This is a genomic window from Leisingera sp. CC-HEC093 (genome assembly GCF_059429195.1).
The window spans coordinates 1,342,090-1,357,504 of record NZ_JCAIJR010000001.1 but is presented as its reverse complement, the minus strand read 5'-3'; the positions used below and the strand labels follow the sequence as shown (position 1 = coordinate 1,357,504).

General features: G+C 58.0%; 15 protein-coding genes. 8 read left to right on the top strand and 7 right to left on the bottom strand.

The features are described 5' to 3' along the window. The first annotated feature begins 4 nt into the window (after positions 1-4). Entirely contained in the window at positions 5-289 is a 285-nt protein-coding gene (locus AC5STB_RS06545) for an SCP2 sterol-binding domain-containing protein (protein WP_495442160.1), read from the top strand. Between the two features lie 70 nt (positions 290-359). Here AC5STB_RS06545 and AC5STB_RS06540 read toward each other — a convergent pair whose 3' ends face one another. After that, positions 360-1,073, bottom strand: coding sequence for a sulfotransferase-like domain-containing protein (locus AC5STB_RS06540; protein WP_495442159.1), 714 nt, complete (start codon positions 1,071-1,073; stop codon positions 360-362). Next, positions 1,073-1,981 (bottom strand): D-amino acid aminotransferase, encoded by a 909-nt coding sequence (locus AC5STB_RS06535; protein ID WP_495442158.1) that lies wholly within the window; start codon positions 1,979-1,981, stop codon positions 1,073-1,075. The genes AC5STB_RS06540 and AC5STB_RS06535 overlap by 1 nt, the downstream gene beginning before the upstream one ends. A 148-nt stretch (positions 1,982-2,129) precedes the next feature. Between AC5STB_RS06535 and msrA the strand changes: the two genes are divergently transcribed. Further along, positions 2,130-2,795, top strand: a complete 666-nt coding sequence (msrA, locus tag AC5STB_RS06530; RefSeq protein WP_495442157.1) for a peptide-methionine (S)-S-oxide reductase MsrA — start codon at positions 2,130-2,132, stop codon at positions 2,793-2,795. Between the two features lie 17 nt (positions 2,796-2,812). On the opposite strand, the gene AC5STB_RS06525 is transcribed toward msrA, so the two are convergent. Then, positions 2,813-3,685: a ribokinase gene (locus AC5STB_RS06525; RefSeq protein ID WP_495442156.1), complete on the bottom strand. Its 873-nt coding sequence runs from the start codon at positions 3,683-3,685 to the stop codon at positions 2,813-2,815. 6 nt (positions 3,686-3,691) lie between these two features. Continuing rightward, complete coding sequence (locus tag AC5STB_RS06520) at positions 3,692-5,947, bottom strand: NADP-dependent malic enzyme (protein WP_495442155.1); 2,256 nt, start codon at positions 5,945-5,947, stop codon at positions 3,692-3,694. A 298-nt stretch (positions 5,948-6,245) separates the two neighbouring features. Here AC5STB_RS06520 and AC5STB_RS06515 point away from each other — a divergent pair, with 298 nt between their 5' ends. Together AC5STB_RS06515 and mutS are read left to right on the top strand one after the other, a co-directional pair. Then, positions 6,246-7,079 carry a flagellin gene (locus AC5STB_RS06515; RefSeq protein ID WP_495442154.1) on the top strand — a complete coding sequence of 278 codons (834 nt, stop codon included), beginning with the start codon at positions 6,246-6,248 and terminating at the stop codon, positions 7,077-7,079. A gap of 102 nt (positions 7,080-7,181) precedes the next feature. Further along, a complete protein-coding gene (gene mutS / locus AC5STB_RS06510) occupies positions 7,182-9,812 on the top strand; it encodes a DNA mismatch repair protein MutS (protein ID WP_495442153.1) in 2,631 nt (876 codons plus the stop codon). Between the two features lie 84 nt (positions 9,813-9,896). Here mutS and AC5STB_RS06505 read toward each other — a convergent pair whose 3' ends face one another. Together AC5STB_RS06505 and hrcA are read right to left on the bottom strand one after the other, a co-directional pair. Next, positions 9,897-10,460: a nucleotide exchange factor GrpE gene (locus tag AC5STB_RS06505; protein WP_495442152.1), complete on the bottom strand. Its 564-nt coding sequence runs from the start codon at positions 10,458-10,460 to the stop codon at positions 9,897-9,899. Between the two features lie 9 nt (positions 10,461-10,469). After that, positions 10,470-11,534, bottom strand: coding sequence for a heat-inducible transcriptional repressor HrcA (gene hrcA / locus AC5STB_RS06500; RefSeq protein ID WP_495442151.1), 1,065 nt, complete (start codon positions 11,532-11,534; stop codon positions 10,470-10,472). A 143-nt stretch (positions 11,535-11,677) separates the two neighbouring features. Between hrcA and rph the strand changes: the two genes are divergently transcribed. The 4 genes from rph to AC5STB_RS06480 are packed head-to-tail and all read left to right on the top strand — an operon-like array spanning position 11,678 to position 14,507. Then, positions 11,678-12,391, top strand: coding sequence for a ribonuclease PH (gene rph, locus AC5STB_RS06495; protein ID WP_495442150.1), 714 nt, complete (start codon positions 11,678-11,680; stop codon positions 12,389-12,391). After that, positions 12,388-13,002 (top strand): RdgB/HAM1 family non-canonical purine NTP pyrophosphatase, encoded by a 615-nt coding sequence (gene rdgB / locus AC5STB_RS06490; protein ID WP_495442149.1) that lies wholly within the window; start codon positions 12,388-12,390, stop codon positions 13,000-13,002. The genes rph and rdgB overlap by 4 nt, the downstream gene beginning before the upstream one ends. Further along, entirely contained in the window at positions 12,995-14,149 is a 1,155-nt protein-coding gene (hemW, locus tag AC5STB_RS06485) for a radical SAM family heme chaperone HemW (RefSeq protein ID WP_495442148.1), read from the top strand. Before rdgB ends, hemW begins: the two co-directional genes overlap by 8 nt. A gap of 4 nt (positions 14,150-14,153) precedes the next feature. Continuing rightward, positions 14,154-14,507, top strand: coding sequence for a YbaN family protein (locus AC5STB_RS06480; protein WP_495442147.1), 354 nt, complete (start codon positions 14,154-14,156; stop codon positions 14,505-14,507). Here AC5STB_RS06480 and AC5STB_RS06475 read toward each other — a convergent pair. Continuing rightward, positions 14,497-15,390, bottom strand: coding sequence for a ParB/RepB/Spo0J family partition protein (locus AC5STB_RS06475; RefSeq protein WP_495442146.1), 894 nt, complete (start codon positions 15,388-15,390; stop codon positions 14,497-14,499). The genes AC5STB_RS06480 and AC5STB_RS06475 overlap by 11 nt on opposite strands. Positions 15,391-15,415 lie beyond the last annotated feature (25 nt).

Sequence of the window (15,415 nt, the reverse complement as noted above, 5' to 3'; positions counted from 1 at the left end):
CGATATGGCATTGGACGAAATGGCGGCTGGAATCCAAAACGGCCTGGCCGGGAAGAGTTTCGATGGGTCGCTCAAGTTCGATTGCGGACCGGACGGAGTGATTGTCCTGTCGGATGGAAGCGCCAGCACAGACGACCGGGAAACGGATTGCACGCTGCGATTGTCGGCTGAAAATCTCAAAAAGCTGCTGACCGGAAACCTCAATCCGATGACAGCAGTCATGATGGGCAAGATCAAGATAACCGGCGATATGGGCGTCGCCATGAAACTTAGCAAGCTGATCGGCTGACCCGCTTCTTGTGGTTGCAAGTATCCTGGCATGAGCGCGGTCGGCGCGAGGGGCAGCGCTCCTCACCCAGTCAAATCTTGGCGGCCTTCATCTGCTCATAATAAGGCATTGCCGCCTGCAAGACGGGCTGCAGTTCCTCCGGCACTCCCGGCAAGGGGCCTTCGGGACCCGCAAATCCAGTGGAGGTCCAGACAGCCCCGTACCAGTGCGCGGCCCAAATACCGTCGTCTTTGTGGCCGCCCTTGGGCCAGTTCAGCATCTTCGGTGAAAAGGGCATCCCAATCATTTCGCACAGCTGCTCCAGCTTGGCAGCCGGATCCTGACGGATGTCATGGCTGTCCACCACAACCGGCACCTGTCCCCAGTTGCGAACCATATCAAACAACTCCGCCTGCTGGCGGAAGCCGATGTCTTCCAGCACCGGGTTCTCCCGTTTCGCTGCATAGGAGGCGATCACGCGCGCCGGATGGCGGATCAAAAAGACGTTGGTTACGTCCCGCATCCAATCCCGCGGAACGCCCGGAATCATGTGCTGGGTCATGTGCTTCTGGTAATAAAACGGTTTGGCCGCCGGTACCGGCCCCAGCAGCGCCTGCGTCACGGTCTCGGGATCCTGTGGCTGGCTTTCCAGTATTTCCGCGCGCATCGGATGATCAAGGCCCGTCAACGCCAGATAGGCTGCATAAAACGGCTCATCCACCACCGCGCAATCGCCGCGGTTGCCAAAGGCATACATCATTGCCGTCGACAGGTTTCGCGGCCCGGACCACATGGCAATCCGCATCAGGCGCACTCCTTCTCGATCAGCGCCTTGTAGAGTCTCCGGATACGTTCTGTCATTGGTCCCATCTGCCCATCACCGATCTGCCGGCCATCGATGCTGCCCACTGGGGTTTGCGCACCAAAGGTTCCGGTAAGAAAGGCCTCATCCGCGCCGTAGGTATCCACCAGAGAATAATTACGCTCGCGAACCGGAATGCCGTTTTCGCGGCAAAGATCGATCACCTTTTGCCGGGTAATGCCGTTCATACAGTAGTCCCCGGTGGAGGTCCAAACCTCCCCCTTGCGCACGATGAAGAAATTGCAGGCGTTGGTAGTGTTCACAAAGCCATTCACATCCAGCATCAGCGCCTCGTCCGCGCCGGCCTTTTCTGCTGCGATGCAGGCGAGGATGCAATTCAATTTGGAATGGGAATTCAGCTTGGGATCCTGTGTCATCGGCAGCCCGCGGATATGCGGCACCGTCGCCAGCTTGATAGGCCGCGGAAGGTTGGGGCGGGAATGCTCCATGATGATGGTCATCGTCGGCCCTTGCCGCGACAGCGAAGGATGCTGGAACGGCCGGGTTTTCACGCCGCGGGTCACCATCAGCCGCGCATGTGCATCCGAAGTCATCCCATTGGCTTTTTGTGTGTCTAACAGGGCATTTTGGACTCCACTACGGTTCAGGCCTATGTCCAGATCAATGGCCTTGGCGGCCTCGAACAGCCGATCGAGATGCTCATCCATGAATGCCCAAGTTCCATTGTACAGACGCAGCCCTTCCCACACGCCGTCACCCAGCATGAAACCGCTGTCATAAACGCTGACCTTGGCCTCGGCTTTGGGAACAATTTCACCGTTCAGATAAATCAGGATTTCTTCGTTGCGCTGATCTTCTTCGGCTTGGTGGGTGCTCATCTTGTCTGTCATGGAATCCTCCTTGGCCGGCACGTTATTGATACTGGATCCGGAATCCAAACGATAACGTGCTGTCACCAGTCCGTGAAATCCTGACTTGCCGGGTTGAGAGAAGCCCCTGCAGCCAGCAGGCTGACAACAAGACAGTATGGAGTCGGAAATGCGAGTTCTTGAGAAACTGAAACCACTGGTATTGACCAGCCTGATTGCCGTCGGCTTTGCCGCACATGGAAATCCGGCGCACGCTCAGGCGACCGAAGTTCTGACCGTTGCCGGCGGGTGTTTCTGGTGCGTCGAGAGCGATTTCGAAAGTGTGCCCGGTGTCATCGGAGCCGTGTCAGGCTACACCGGGGGTGAGAAGGAAAACCCAACCTACAAGGACGTCACACGTGGCGGAACCGGTCACTACGAAGCTGTTCAGATTACTTTCGACCCCGCCAAGGTTTCTCGCAAACAATTGCTGCAGATGTTCTTCCGCTCAGTTGACCCGACCGATGCAGGCGGCCAGTTCTGTGATCGGGGCGACAGTTACCGCACCGCAATTTTTGTCTCTAGTCCCGCAGAAAAATCCCAGGCCAAACAAGCTAAAGCCCAGGCGCAGCAGGCCTTGGGACAGAAAATTGTAACTCCTGTTTTGCCAGCCAAGACCTTCTACCGGGCCGAGGAATATCATCAGGACTATTACAAGGGTGACAGTCTGGTGTTTACCCGATTTGGGCCCAAACGGCAGGCGGAAGCTTATAAACGCTACCGCCAAGCCTGCGGGCGGGACGCAAGAGTGGTGCAGCTTTGGGGTGATGCCGCGCCTTTTGCCAAAGGGCATTGAGGCGGTGCCGTCCGGTTTCAGAACCGGGCGGCTTGCACTTCTTTCAAGGTAGGAATGACGTCAGCAGTACCCCTGCGCGTCACCATAAGCGCCCCTGCCCGGCTGGCCTGTTCCAATGCGTCTGCAACTGAAAGGCCAAGATCCAGGCCTGAGAGAACGAAGCCGGTGAAGGTGTCGCCTGCACCGGTCGTATCGACCGGCGTGACCGGCAAGGCTGGTACCTCTCTGACAGTGCCCGTGCCCCCGTCGATATGCCGCGCGCCCTTGGCACCCAGGGTGATAATCAAATCCTTGATGCCCAACCCGCCCGGCTCTTTTCCTGTGGCCTGCTGAAGTTGCTGGGCTTCGATTTCGTTCAGGATCAGAAAATCCAAATACGGGATAACCGCCTGCACCGCATCTGCGTCAAACGGGGCGGCAGCGTAGCAGACGCGCAGCCCCTTCTGCCGGCCCAGCTGCGCTGCCTCAGCCTGCATGCTGGTTTCGTTCTGCATAACCAGAATATCGTCGGCACCCGCGTGGGACATAGCATGTTCCACCTGCTCCCGGCTCAGCGTCCTGTTGGCGCCAGGGAACAGTATGATCTGGTTTTCACCTCCAGGATCTACCGCGATGATGGCATGTCCGGTTGGGGTATCTGCTTGAGAAATATGTCTGGTACCAACCCCATACGTCTTCAGCCGTTCCACCGCCCATTCGCCGTCCGGCCCCACAGCGCCGATATGATGCACGGCACTGCCTGCACGGGTGGCGGCGACGGACATGTTGGCACCCTTGCCGCCCAGAAAACGGTCAAGGCTGCGGGCGGCAAGAGTTTCCCCCGCCGCCGGCAGATGCGGCATGGCATAAACCATATCCGCGTTGATCGAGCCTAGATTCCAGATCGCCATGTCAGATCACCCGATATTACAGGCTGCCAGCACCGCCATGTTCAGAATGTCATTGGTGGTGGAGGTGGTCGAGCAAATCTGGATCGGCTTGTCGATACCTGACAGGATCGGGCCGATAACGGTGGCTCCGCCCATTTCCTGCATCAGTTTGACCGAGATCGAGGCCGAGTGGCGGGCCGGCACGATCAGGATGTTGGCCGGGCCGGTCAAGCGCTGGAACGGGTAGTACCGCTGCGCGCGCTCGTTCAGAGCCACGTCGACGGTCATCTCGCCTTCGTACTCAAAGTTGACACCGCGCTGGTCCAGTACCGTTGGCGCGACGTGCATCTTTTCTGCCCGTTCAGACACCGGATAACCAAAAGTGGAAAAGCTAACAAAGGCCACCCGTGGTTCAAGTCCCATATGGCGCGCCACCACGGCAGCACGTTCCGCGATATTGGCAAGGTGGTTCTCATCCGGCCATTCGTGCACCAGCGTGTCACCAATCAGCACGATCCGGCCTTTGTGCAGCAGCGCAGTCACGCCAGCCACACCGTGATCGGCGTCGGCATCAAACACATGGTTGATCCTGTCCAGCACATGCGCCGACTTGCGTGTTGCGCCAGTGACCAGGCCGTCGCCATGCCCATGCGCCAGCATCAGACTTGAAAACACATGCCTGTCCCGGCCCACCAGGCGATGGATGTCCTTGCGGTCAAATCCTTTTCGCTGCAGGCGGTTGTACAAGAAATCCTTATACATATCGAAATGCGGCGTGTTGGCGGCGTTCACAATCTCCAGCTCGCGCACTGCGTCGCCCAGGCCGGCTTTCTCCAGCTTGACGCGAACATCTTCCTGACGGCCGACAACCAACGACTTGCCAAACCCGGAGCGCTGATACATCACCGCAGCGCGCAACGCCCGCGGATCGTCGCCCTCTGCGAAGATCATCCGCGACTGCGCCGACCGGGCACGGGCGTTCAGGCCGCGCAGGATCGAAGCTGTCGGATCCATGCGTGATTTAAGGCCTACTTCATAGGCGTCCATATCCACGATCGGGCGCCGCGCCGCTCCAGTGTCCATGCCCGCTTTGGCCACGGCCGACGGAATCCGGTGGATCAGCCGCGGATCAAATGGTGTTGGGATGATATAGTCGCGGCCAAAGGTCAGCGATTTGCCATAGGCCAGCGCCACCTCGTCCGGCACATCCTCGCGCGCCAGCGCCGCCAGCGCATGGGCGCAGGCAATCTTCATCTCGTCATTGATGGCACGGGCATGAATGTCCAGCGCGCCGCGGAACAGGTAAGGGAAGCCCAGAACGTTGTTAACCTGGTTCGGATAGTCCGACCGGCCAGTGGCAACAATGGCATCCACCCGCACTTCATGCGCCTCCTCCGGAGTGATTTCCGGATCCGGGTTGGCCATGGCAAAGATCACCGGGTTGTCGGCCATGGAGGCGACCATCTCCTGGGTCACTGCGCCTTTGACCGAAACGCCAAGGAACACATCCGCGCCGCGCATCGCCTCTTCCAAGGTGCGCAAGTCGGTGCCCACGGCATGCGCCGATTTCCACTGGTTCATACCCTCGGTGCGCCCCTGGTAGATCACGCCCTTGGTGTCGCAGACGATGCAGTTTTCGTGGCGTGCGCCCATCGCCTTAAGCAGTTCGATACAGGCGATGCCAGCCGCACCGGCGCCGTTCAGAACGATCTTTACATCTTCGATCTTTTTACCCGACAGATGCAGAGCGTTAATCAGGCCCGCCGCACAAATAACCGCGGTGCCGTGCTGATCATCGTGGAAAACCGGAATGTCCATCTCTTCCTTGAGCTTTTGCTCGATGATGAAGCATTCAGGCGCCTTGATGTCTTCCAGGTTGATGCCGCCGAAGGTCGGCCCCATCAGCTTGACCGCCTTGATGAACTCGTCCGGATCTTCGGTGTCGAGTTCGATGTCGATCGAATTCACATCAGCGAAGCGTTTGAACAGAACGGATTTGCCTTCCATCACCGGCTTGGAGCCTAACGCACCGAGATTGCCCAGACCCAAAACAGCGGTACCGTTGGAAATCACCGCCACAAGATTGCCCTTGTTGGTATAGTCATAGACAGTTTCGGGATTTTCCGCGATCGCCTCGCAAGGCACCGCAACGCCCGGAGAATATGCCAGCGAAAGATCCCGCTGCGTGGTCATCGGGACGGTGGCATTGATCTCCCATTTACCCGGAGACGGCTCCAGGTGGAACGCCAAGGCTTCTTCATCGGTGATCTTGTTCTTGGGCATTTAATCTCGTGTCCTCTCCTCGTCGCCAACCGTCTTAGCCCAGCCCACGGCGCCCCTCAATCCGCGGTTTCAAGAATCTGTATCGCCAGATTTTAGAAAAAAGCGGCTAAAAGACGATAAATTCCGTCAGGTTTTTGCCTCAAAGCAGACTGCGGAATGCTGTATTTTCTTAATAGGTATTAACGCGCACCTGCCCTGCAGGTGGCGCTGAGGTCAGGAAATCAGAGGCCTGCAAGCAACGGTCAGAACGGCGTTTGTTCGCCCGTACAAGGGCATGGGATCAAAGGAAAAGTGAGGAATGATAAGCTTCCACAACAATTCCGGTGCAATGGTGGCCTTGCAAACATTGGGCGGTGTCACTGACCGCCTCAATGACGTTCATGGCAGCATATCCACCGGCCAGAACATCAATACGGCACAAGACAATGCAGCCCTCTGGGCAATCTCCGAACAGATGTACTCGGAGATTTCCGGCTTACGCTCCGTATCAGACTCTTTGTCTCTGGGCGAGGCTACCGTGGCGGTTGCCTCAGCCGGGGCTGAACAGATCACTGAGACACTGACAGAAATGCGGTCGCTGGCAGTGATGGCCGCTAGCGGAATGGGCGACTTCAGCAAATTCGAAACAGCCCTGGCGAAAAAGACAGAAAAGATCAATTCGATTGTCTCTGCCTCCAGCTTCAACGGGGTGAACCTCCTGAAAACCGATGTCGACGGTGCAGGCGGTACTTCCCTCAGCGTCCCGTCCGGGCCATCCGCAAGCGGCAGTCTTTCCACGCTGAGCGTTGACGGAGTGGATTTTGAAGGAAGCCCGCAGTTTGATCTTAGTAGCCGCACCGCGATCACCGACCAAACAAGTGCCTTGGCCGCATTGGGAGAGATTGAGGGATTCCTGTCCTATGCTATCGACAGTTCGGCCTCTTTGGGGGCCGGCGCCAGTCAACTTGCCGGCCAGGGTCAATACGTCAGCAAACTGTCGGACTCCATCACCCAAGGGGTAAGTTCCATGATCGACACCAACATAGAACAGGCCGCAACCAAACTGCTGGCATTGCAGACACAACAGCAGCTAAGCACCCTGTCGCTGTCCATCGTCAACACGATGCCCGACACACTGCGCAATCTCTACTGACAGCAGGCTGCCGCCGTCCCCCGTGGCGGCAGCCATATCCGGGTTTTCCTCGCTCCGCCCCCATTGTAGATGTCTTGCAAAGACGACCCCGGGGGACCTCCAATGACCGTAACGCCCATGATGGCGCAATATCTCGAAATCAAGGAAGCGCACGCGGATGCTCTGCTTTTCTATCGCATGGGCGACTTTTACGAGATGTTTTTTGAAGATGCGGTCAACGCTGCAGAAGCGCTGGATATTGCGCTAACAAAGCGCGGCAAGCACAACGGCGAAGACATCCCCATGTGCGGTGTGCCCGTCCATGCCGCCGAAGGCTACTTGCTGACCCTTATCCGCAAGGGGTTTCGCGTAGCCGTCGGCGAACAACTGGAAAGCCCGGCAGAGGCCAAAAAGCGCGGGTCCAAGTCTGTCGTGAAACGTGATGTGGTGCGCCTGGTGACGCCGGGGACCCTGACCGAAGATTCCCTGCTGGAGGCACGGCGCCACAATTTTCTGGTTTCCTATTCGGAACTGCGCGACGACGCTGCCTTGGCCTGGGCAGATATCTCCACCGGCGCGTTTCATGTTATGCCGATTGCGCGGGTGCGCCTATCCCCGGAACTGGCGCGTCTGGCACCCTCTGAGCTGATCATTGCCGATGGCCCGGCCTATGATGCAACCCGTCCGCTGGCCGATGAATACAAAATCCCGCTGACCCCGCTAGGCAAGGCAAGTTTTGATAGCACCGCCGCCGAAAAACGCATCTGCACCCTTTTTAATGTCAGCGCACTAGACGGCTTCGGCACATTCTCCCGCGCCGAAATCTCCGCTATGGGTGCGCTGATCGACTACCTGGAAATTACCCAGAAAGGCAAACTGCCGCTGTTGCAGCCGCCGCAGCAGGAAGCACAGGACCGGGTGGTGCAGATAGACGCTGCCACCCGCCGCAATCTGGAGCTGACACGGTCCCTGTCCGGCGGCCGTGCCGGTTCCTTGCTGTCCATCGTGGATCGGTCCGTCACTCCAAGCGGCGCCCGGCTGCTGGAACAGCGGCTGTCCAGCCCATCGCGTAACCTGGAGACCATCCACCGGCGTTTGGCCGCCCTGGATTTTGCCGTTGAAAACACACAAACCGCCGCGGATCTGCGCTCCGCACTGCGCAAGACACCGGATCTCGACCGCGCTCTCTCGCGCCTGGCACTGGAGCGCGGCGGCCCGCGCGATCTGGCTGCCATCCGCAACGGGCTGTCACAGGCAGAAGTTATCGCCGGCCTCTGCTCGGGCATGGACTTGCCTGATCTAATGGGCAGCGCCGTGGCCGATCTGCGGGGCTTTGACGATCTGTTGTCGCTGCTGGACGCAGCCCTTGTGGCAGAACCACCCCTGCTGGCCCGCGACGGCGGGTTCATTGCAACAGGTTATGATCCGGATCTTGATGAGGCTCGCACCCTGCGCGACGAAGGCCGTTCGGTCATAGCTTCAATGCAGAAGAAATATGCAGAGCACACTGGCGTCACCTCGCTGAAGATCAAACACAACAATGTTCTGGGCTATTTCATCGAAACCACTGCCACCCACGCAGACAAGATGATGTCGCCACCGCTGAACCAAACGTACATCCACCGCCAGACCACCGCCAACCAGGTGCGCTTTACCACGGTGGAGCTGAGCGAGATCGAAACTCGTATCCTAAACGCAGGCAACTTGGCGCTGGAGATCGAGAAGCGGCTCTACGCAGGGCTTTCTGATGCGGTTTTGGATTGTTCTGCGCGTCTCAACACTGCAGCACGGGGTCTGGCGGAACTTGATCTGATGACGGGGCTGGCAGATTTGGCCCGCGGTGAAAACTGGACCCGCCCAAAGGTCGATAACAGCCGTGCGTTTCACGTGGCGGGCGGGCGCCACCCGGTTGTGGAACAGGCCTTGCGCCAGCAAGGCGGCGAGACTTTCGTCGCCAACGATTGCGCTTTGACAGCGCAGGACGGCGCTGCTGTCTGGCTGCTTACCGGTCCCAACATGGCCGGTAAGTCAACCTTTTTGCGCCAGAACGCATTAATAGCCCTGCTCGCACAGATGGGCAGCTATGTCCCAGCTGAATCCGCCCATATCGGCCTTGTCAGCCAGTTGTTCAGCCGCGTCGGCGCCTCCGATGATCTGGCCCGCGGCCGTTCCACATTTATGGTGGAAATGGTCGAAACCGCTGCGATCCTGAATCAAGCAGACGACCGGGCGCTGGTGATCCTTGACGAAATCGGCCGCGGTACTGCCACCTATGACGGTCTGTCTATTGCCTGGGCGACGCTCGAACACCTGCACGAGGTGAACCGGTCCCGCGCGCTTTTTGCTACCCACTACCATGAGCTGACCCAGCTTGCTTCCAAGCTGGACGGCGTCGACAATGCCACTGTGGCTGTCAAGGAATGGGAAGGCGAAGTCATCTTCCTGCACGAAGTGCGCAAAGGGGCTGCCGACCGCTCCTATGGTGTCCAAGTCGCCCAGCTTGCCGGGCTGCCATCCTCTGTTGTTGCACGTGCGCGTGACGTTTTGGACATGCTGGAACAGGGCAGCCGCGAAGGCGGATCCAAGATCCAGATCGATGACCTTCCCCTTTTCGCAGCAGCCCCGCCGCCACAACCCAAGGCAACGGCGGGACCTTCGCCTGCAGAAGAACTTCTCGCCGGCATACACCCAGACGAGCTCTCTCCGCGGGAAGCGCTGGAAATGCTGTACAAACTCAAAGAAGCAGCAAGCTAAAGCAAAGGCGGATCCAAACGGACCCGCCCTTTCATTTTCCCAAAAACTTACACTGGAGGCCAGGCTCGTCGAAGCCTGTCAGCATCAGCTGGCCGGTGTTGAGGAAACACCAACCTGCGCGGCCCGCAGCAGGCGGTCATGCAGCATGAAACCTTCCGCGGACACCTGGATAATATCGCCCGCTTTGGTGCCCGGCACCGGTGCTTCGAACATCGCCTCATGCACTTGCGGGTCGAATTTGTCGCCCACTTCCGGTGACACTATGCGGATACCGTGTCTCTCAAACACGCCCAGCAGCGAGCGCATGGTCAGTTCCACGCCTTCAATCAAGGCAGCGGAAACTTCGCGCTGCTCGTCGGTTGCTGCTTCGATCGCACGTTTCATGTTGTCATAAACCGGCAGCATGTCTCGGGCCAATTTCGAACCGCCGTACTGCTCTGCCTCGCGGCGAGCTTTGTCACCGCGCTTACGGGCATTTTCCGCATCCGCCAGTGCCCGCATAAAGCGGTCTTTCAGCTCATCGCGTTCCGCCCGGAGCGCATCGATTTCCAACGAGGCATCATCAAATTCCTCGGTCTGCGCAGCCAGCTCTTCAGCTTCGGCTGCGGCGATGTCATCCAGAAAGTCTTCGTCCTTGAGCTCTGCCATGTTCCACCTCTAACTCCGGTCCGACAACAGCTTGCCGACCAGTTGTGCCGTATAGTCCACAATCGGCACGATCCGTCCGTAATTCAGGCGCGTCGGGCCAATCACTCCTACCGCACCGATGATCTTTCGATCCGCGTTCATATAGGGAGACACCACCAAAGAGGAACCCGAAAGTGAGAAAAGTTTATTCTCCGACCCGATAAAAATGCGCACACCCTCGCCTTCCTCGGTCAGTTCCAGGAATTCAGCGATGTCACGCTTGCGTTCCAGATCGTCGAACAGCGTCCGGATCCGCTCCAGTTCCTCCGCCGCGCCAGTCTCCGCAAGGAGATTCGCCCGCCCGCGCACAATCAGCCTGGCCTGCTCGCTGCCCTCCTCCTCCCAAACCGCCATTCCGCTTTCAATCATTGCATGTGCAAGACTGTCAATTTCCTGACGCCGGGCTGAAATCTCTTTCTGGATCTGCCGCTGCACTTGGCTCAGCGTTTTTCCTTCGATCAGCGCGTTCAAGAAATTCGCAGCCTCCCGCATGGAACTTGGCGTCTGCCCTGGCGGCGGTGAGAACAGCCGGTTCTCAACATGTCCATCAGAGAACACCAAAACCACCAGCGCCCGGTCATGCGCCAGGGAGACAAACTCAATATGTCTGATCTCCGCCTCATGCTTGGGTGTCAGTACCAACGAGGCGCCTTGCGTCACACCCGACAGCGCCGAGCCAACACGGTCCAGCATTCCGCCAACATCGCCCGCATTCCGGCCAAGCGTCGCGTCAATCTTTTCACGGTCATTCGCGTTGAGGTCTCCAACCTCCAGCAACCCGTCAACGAACATCCTGAGCCCAATCTGCGTGGGCACTCTACCCGCACTAACATGCGGGCTGTCCAGAAGGCCTAGATATTCCAGGTCCTGCATCACATTGCGCACAGTGGCAGCACTGACCTTTTCACTCAGCGAGCGGGTTAGGGTACGGCTGCCAACCGGATCACCGCTCTCCAGATATGTCTCCACTACTGCCCGGAACACGTCCCGGGAGCGGTCATTCAAGTCCTTCAGAATGTTGTTCGGATCGCTCATCAGCCTACCAGCATTTCTTCCGGTCTAAACATAAGAAGCCGGCGCCTATATGTCATTAAGGAGCAGACTGGGAAAAGGTCAATCGGGCTTGCATAGCCCCGCGTCCGGGGGATATCCCCAAGCCAACAGAAAAAGGATGTGCCATGCGACCCTCAGGACGAGAACTGAATGAAATGCGCCCTGTCTCGATCGAGACCGGCTTCACAAAACACGCCGAGGGCTCCTGCCTGATCAAGGCCGGCGACACCCACGTCCTGTGCACTGCTACCATCGAAGACCGCGTGCCGCCCTTCATTAAAGGCACCGGTCTGGGCTGGGTTACAGCCGAATACGGCATGCTGCCCCGTGCCACCAATACCCGTATGCGCCGCGAGGCGGCTTCTGGCAAGCAGGGCGGCCGCACTGTGGAAATCCAGCGCCTGATCGGCCGTGCTTTGCGGGCCGGAGTCGACCGCGTTGCCTTGGGTGAACGCCAGATCACCGTCGATTGCGACGTGCTGCAGGCCGACGGGGGCACCCGCTGCGCCTCGATCACCGGCGGCTGGGTGGCACTGCGTCTTGCGGTGAACAAGCTGATGAAGGCCGGCGATGTTCAGATTGACCCGCTAATGGATCCGGTTTCTGCCGTGTCCTGCGGCATCTATGCCGGCCAGCCGGTGCTGGACCTGGACTATCCGGAAGATTCCGAAGCTGGCGTCGACGGCAACTTCATCATGACCGGTTCTGGCAAGCTGATCGAAGTGCAAATGTCTGCAGAAGGCTCCGTCTTTTCCCGCGATCAGATGAACCAACTGATGGACTTGGCCTCCAAGGGTACTTCTGAACTGGCCGAAATGCAGAAGGCCGCCTGCAAATGACCCGCAAACTGGAAGGCGGCAAGCTGCTTGTCGCCACCCACAACAAAGGTAAGCTGAAAGAGATCGCAGAGATCCTCACCCCATTCGGTGTGCAGGTTGTTGGCGCCGGCGAGATGAATTTACCCGAGCCAGAGGAAACCGAAGACACTTTCGTCGGCAATGCCCGCATCAAAGCTCACGCCGCCGCCAAGGCAACCAACCTGCCGGCCCTGTCCGATGATTCCGGCATAACCATCGACGCGCTGGACGGCGCGCCTGGCGTCTATACTGCCGATTGGGCGCAAACACCAAATGGGCGTGATTTCAAACTTGCCATGACTCGCGCTAATGACGAACTGACTGCGGCCGGCGCAGAGCCCCCCCGCACCGCCCAATTCCGCTGCACACTGGTGATAGCCTGGCCCGACGGTCATGACGAAGTTTTCGAGGGCGTGATGCCGGGGCAACTGGTCTGGCCGATCCGCGGCGAGCATGGCTTCGGCTACGATCCAATGTTCCAACCGGACGGACACGACCTCACCTGCGCCGAGATGGACCCAGTGGAGAAGAACAAAATCAGCCACCGCGGCAAGGCGGTTGCCCAGTTCGTACAGGGCTGTTTCGGTGGATGACTGGCGCAATGGGGGCTTTGGCCTCTACGTGCATTGGCCCTTTTGCCAGGCTAAATGCCCCTATTGCGATTTTAACAGCCATGTTTCGGCAAAAATTGACCAAGAGCTGTGGGTTAGTGCCTACCTGCAAGAACTCGATAGGCTCTCCGAACAGCTTCAGGGCCGTGTTTTGAACTCTATATTCTTTGGCGGCGGCACCCCTTCCCTGATGCAGCCAGATTCAGTGGCCGCAGTCATTGATAGGGCACGTGAAATCTGGCCTTTTGCCAATGACATAGAGATATCTCTTGAAGCCAATCCTGGGTCAGTCGAAGCTGGGCGCTTTGCCGGCTACCGGGATGCAGGTGTAAACAGGGTCTCTATGGGCATACAGGCCCTGAATGACGAGGATCTGCGCCGGCTTGGCCGCATTCATACGGTCTCCGAAGCGAAGGCCGCTTTCGACATCGCACGCAATTGCTTCGACCGCGTGAGCTTTGATCTGATTTATGCCCGCCAAGGCCAGACACTGGAAGCATGGACAACCGAGCTGCGGGAAGCCTTGTCGATGGCGATTGACCACCTCTCCCTGTACCAGCTCACCATCGAAGACGGCACGGCCTTCGGCGATCGCTATGCCCGCGGCAAGTTGCGCGGCCTGCCTGAAGATGACACAGCTGCGGACATGTACCTTGCAACCCAGGATATCTGCGCTGGCTTTGGTATGGCAGGTTACGAAATCTCAAATCACGCCGAGCCAGGCGCGGAATCACGCCACAATCTGATATACTGGCGCTATGGTGACTATGCTGGAATTGGGCCCGGTGCACATGGGCGACTGACATTGAATGGCCAACGTTACGCCACTGAAACCCATCTTGCGCCCGGAGCCTGGCTGAATGCTGTGAGCCAGGGTAACGGAGAATCCCTGCGTGTTTCCCTAGATAGGGAAGATGCTGCGGTTGAATACCTCATGATGGGTATGCGGTTGTCAGAAGGTCTGGATATAGGTCGATATGAGCAGATTGCAAACCACCGCATGCCACAAGACCGCATAGACAACCTTGCACAAATGGGGATGGTGACTATCTCTGACCAGAGGCTTCGCGCAACTGACCAGGGTCGCGCGGTATTGAATGCGGTACTCCGCGAAATTTTGATGGATTGAATCAATGCGTTTCCTCTACGCCGGCCTAGGTTTGTTTTGTGTCGCCCTGGCCGTCATTGGCATTGTTCTCCCCCTTCTCCCCACCGTTCCGTTCCTGCTTCTTGCCGCATTCTTATTCGCTAATTCCTCGGAACGTCTGCATAACTGGATCATCGCCCACAACGTGTTTGGCCCGATGATCATGGATTGGCGTGACCATGGCGCCATCCGGCCAGGTGCAAAAAAGGCGGCAACCCTGTCGATTGCCGCCGTCTTTGGATTGTCTTTTCTGCTTGGCGCGCCCAATCACGTTCTAGGAATTCAAGCAGTGGTTCTTTCCGCTGTGCTTCTTTTTCTCTGGACACGGCCTAACGGCTGAGAAGATTACAAAGCTCATCCAGCTGATCCAGGTTCTCATAGTTGATCGTCACTGCGCCGGCCTCTCCACCAGGTTTGTGATCAATCGAAACCTTCATTTTCAACACCGCAGACAGGTCGCCCTCCAGCGCCCGGGTGTCAGCGTCCTTTTCCGGTGCCTTTCGTGCTTTCTTTGAAGCGGTTGACTGGGGTCCAGCGGCATCTTTTTTGACCAACGCTTCTGTCGCGCGGACAGAAAGGCCGCCTTTGACAATCTTGCTTGCCAGCTCTGATGCATTGTCTGACGTAATCAAAGCTCGTGCATGACCGGCAGATAGTTTTCGCTCCTGCACAAGGATTTGTACATCATCCGGCAGATGCAACAGGCGAACCAGGTTGGCGATGTGGCTACGGCTTTTACCAAGTGCCTCCGCCATCTTCTCCTGAGTGCGTCCGAACTTTTCCATCAGTTGCTTGTAGCTCTGCGCCTCTTCCATCGCATTCAGATCGGAACGCTGAATATTTTCAATGATGGCGACTTCCATCATTTCAAGATCAGAGTAGTCCCGGATCAGAACTGGAACTTCATGCAACTTTGCCGCCTGAGACGCCCTCCAACGGCGTTCGCCGGCCACAATCTCGTAGTTTCCGCCGGGGATCGGCCGCACGATCAAAGGCTGCAGGACACCCTTTTCCTTAATGGAGGCTGTCAGATCATCCAGGTCTTCCTTCAGGAACTGCCGCCGAGGCTGGTTCGGGTTCGCGATTACATTTTCAATGGGCACCAAAATTTCAGCATTCCGGGGTGCCTCAGCCTGCGTGCTTACAGGCGCAGGGTTCACATCTGCCATCAACGCCGACAACCCTCTGCCCAGACCGCGCGGTTTTGTTTTTTTATCTGCCATGGTTGCCTCCGGTTCGTGTTCTTCA

Excerpts from the sequence above, each read along its gene's own strand:
- AC5STB_RS06545 (WP_495442160.1), top strand. The coding sequence starts at position 5 with ATGGCATTGGACGAAATGGCGGCTGGAATCCAAAACGGCCTGGCCGGG.
- AC5STB_RS06540 (WP_495442159.1), bottom strand. The coding sequence starts at position 1,073 with ATGCGGATTGCCATGTGGTCCGGGCCGCGAAACCTGTCGACGGCAATG.
- AC5STB_RS06535 (WP_495442158.1), bottom strand. The coding sequence starts at position 1,981 with ATGACAGACAAGATGAGCACCCACCAAGCCGAAGAAGATCAGCGCAAC.
- msrA (WP_495442157.1), top strand. The coding sequence starts at position 2,130 with ATGCGAGTTCTTGAGAAACTGAAACCACTGGTATTGACCAGCCTGATT.
- AC5STB_RS06525 (WP_495442156.1), bottom strand. The coding sequence starts at position 3,685 with ATGGCGATCTGGAATCTAGGCTCGATCAACGCGGATATGGTTTATGCC.
- AC5STB_RS06520 (WP_495442155.1), bottom strand. The coding sequence starts at position 5,947 with ATGCCCAAGAACAAGATCACCGATGAAGAAGCCTTGGCGTTCCACCTG.
- AC5STB_RS06515 (WP_495442154.1), top strand. The coding sequence starts at position 6,246 with ATGATAAGCTTCCACAACAATTCCGGTGCAATGGTGGCCTTGCAAACA.
- mutS (WP_495442153.1), top strand. The coding sequence starts at position 7,182 with ATGACCGTAACGCCCATGATGGCGCAATATCTCGAAATCAAGGAAGCG.
- AC5STB_RS06505 (WP_495442152.1), bottom strand. The coding sequence starts at position 10,460 with ATGGCAGAGCTCAAGGACGAAGACTTTCTGGATGACATCGCCGCAGCC.
- hrcA (WP_495442151.1), bottom strand. The coding sequence starts at position 11,534 with ATGAGCGATCCGAACAACATTCTGAAGGACTTGAATGACCGCTCCCGG.
- rph (WP_495442150.1), top strand. The coding sequence starts at position 11,678 with ATGCGACCCTCAGGACGAGAACTGAATGAAATGCGCCCTGTCTCGATC.
- rdgB (WP_495442149.1), top strand. The coding sequence starts at position 12,388 with ATGACCCGCAAACTGGAAGGCGGCAAGCTGCTTGTCGCCACCCACAAC.
- AC5STB_RS06480 (WP_495442147.1), top strand. The coding sequence starts at position 14,154 with ATGCGTTTCCTCTACGCCGGCCTAGGTTTGTTTTGTGTCGCCCTGGCC.
- AC5STB_RS06475 (WP_495442146.1), bottom strand. The coding sequence starts at position 15,390 with ATGGCAGATAAAAAAACAAAACCGCGCGGTCTGGGCAGAGGGTTGTCG.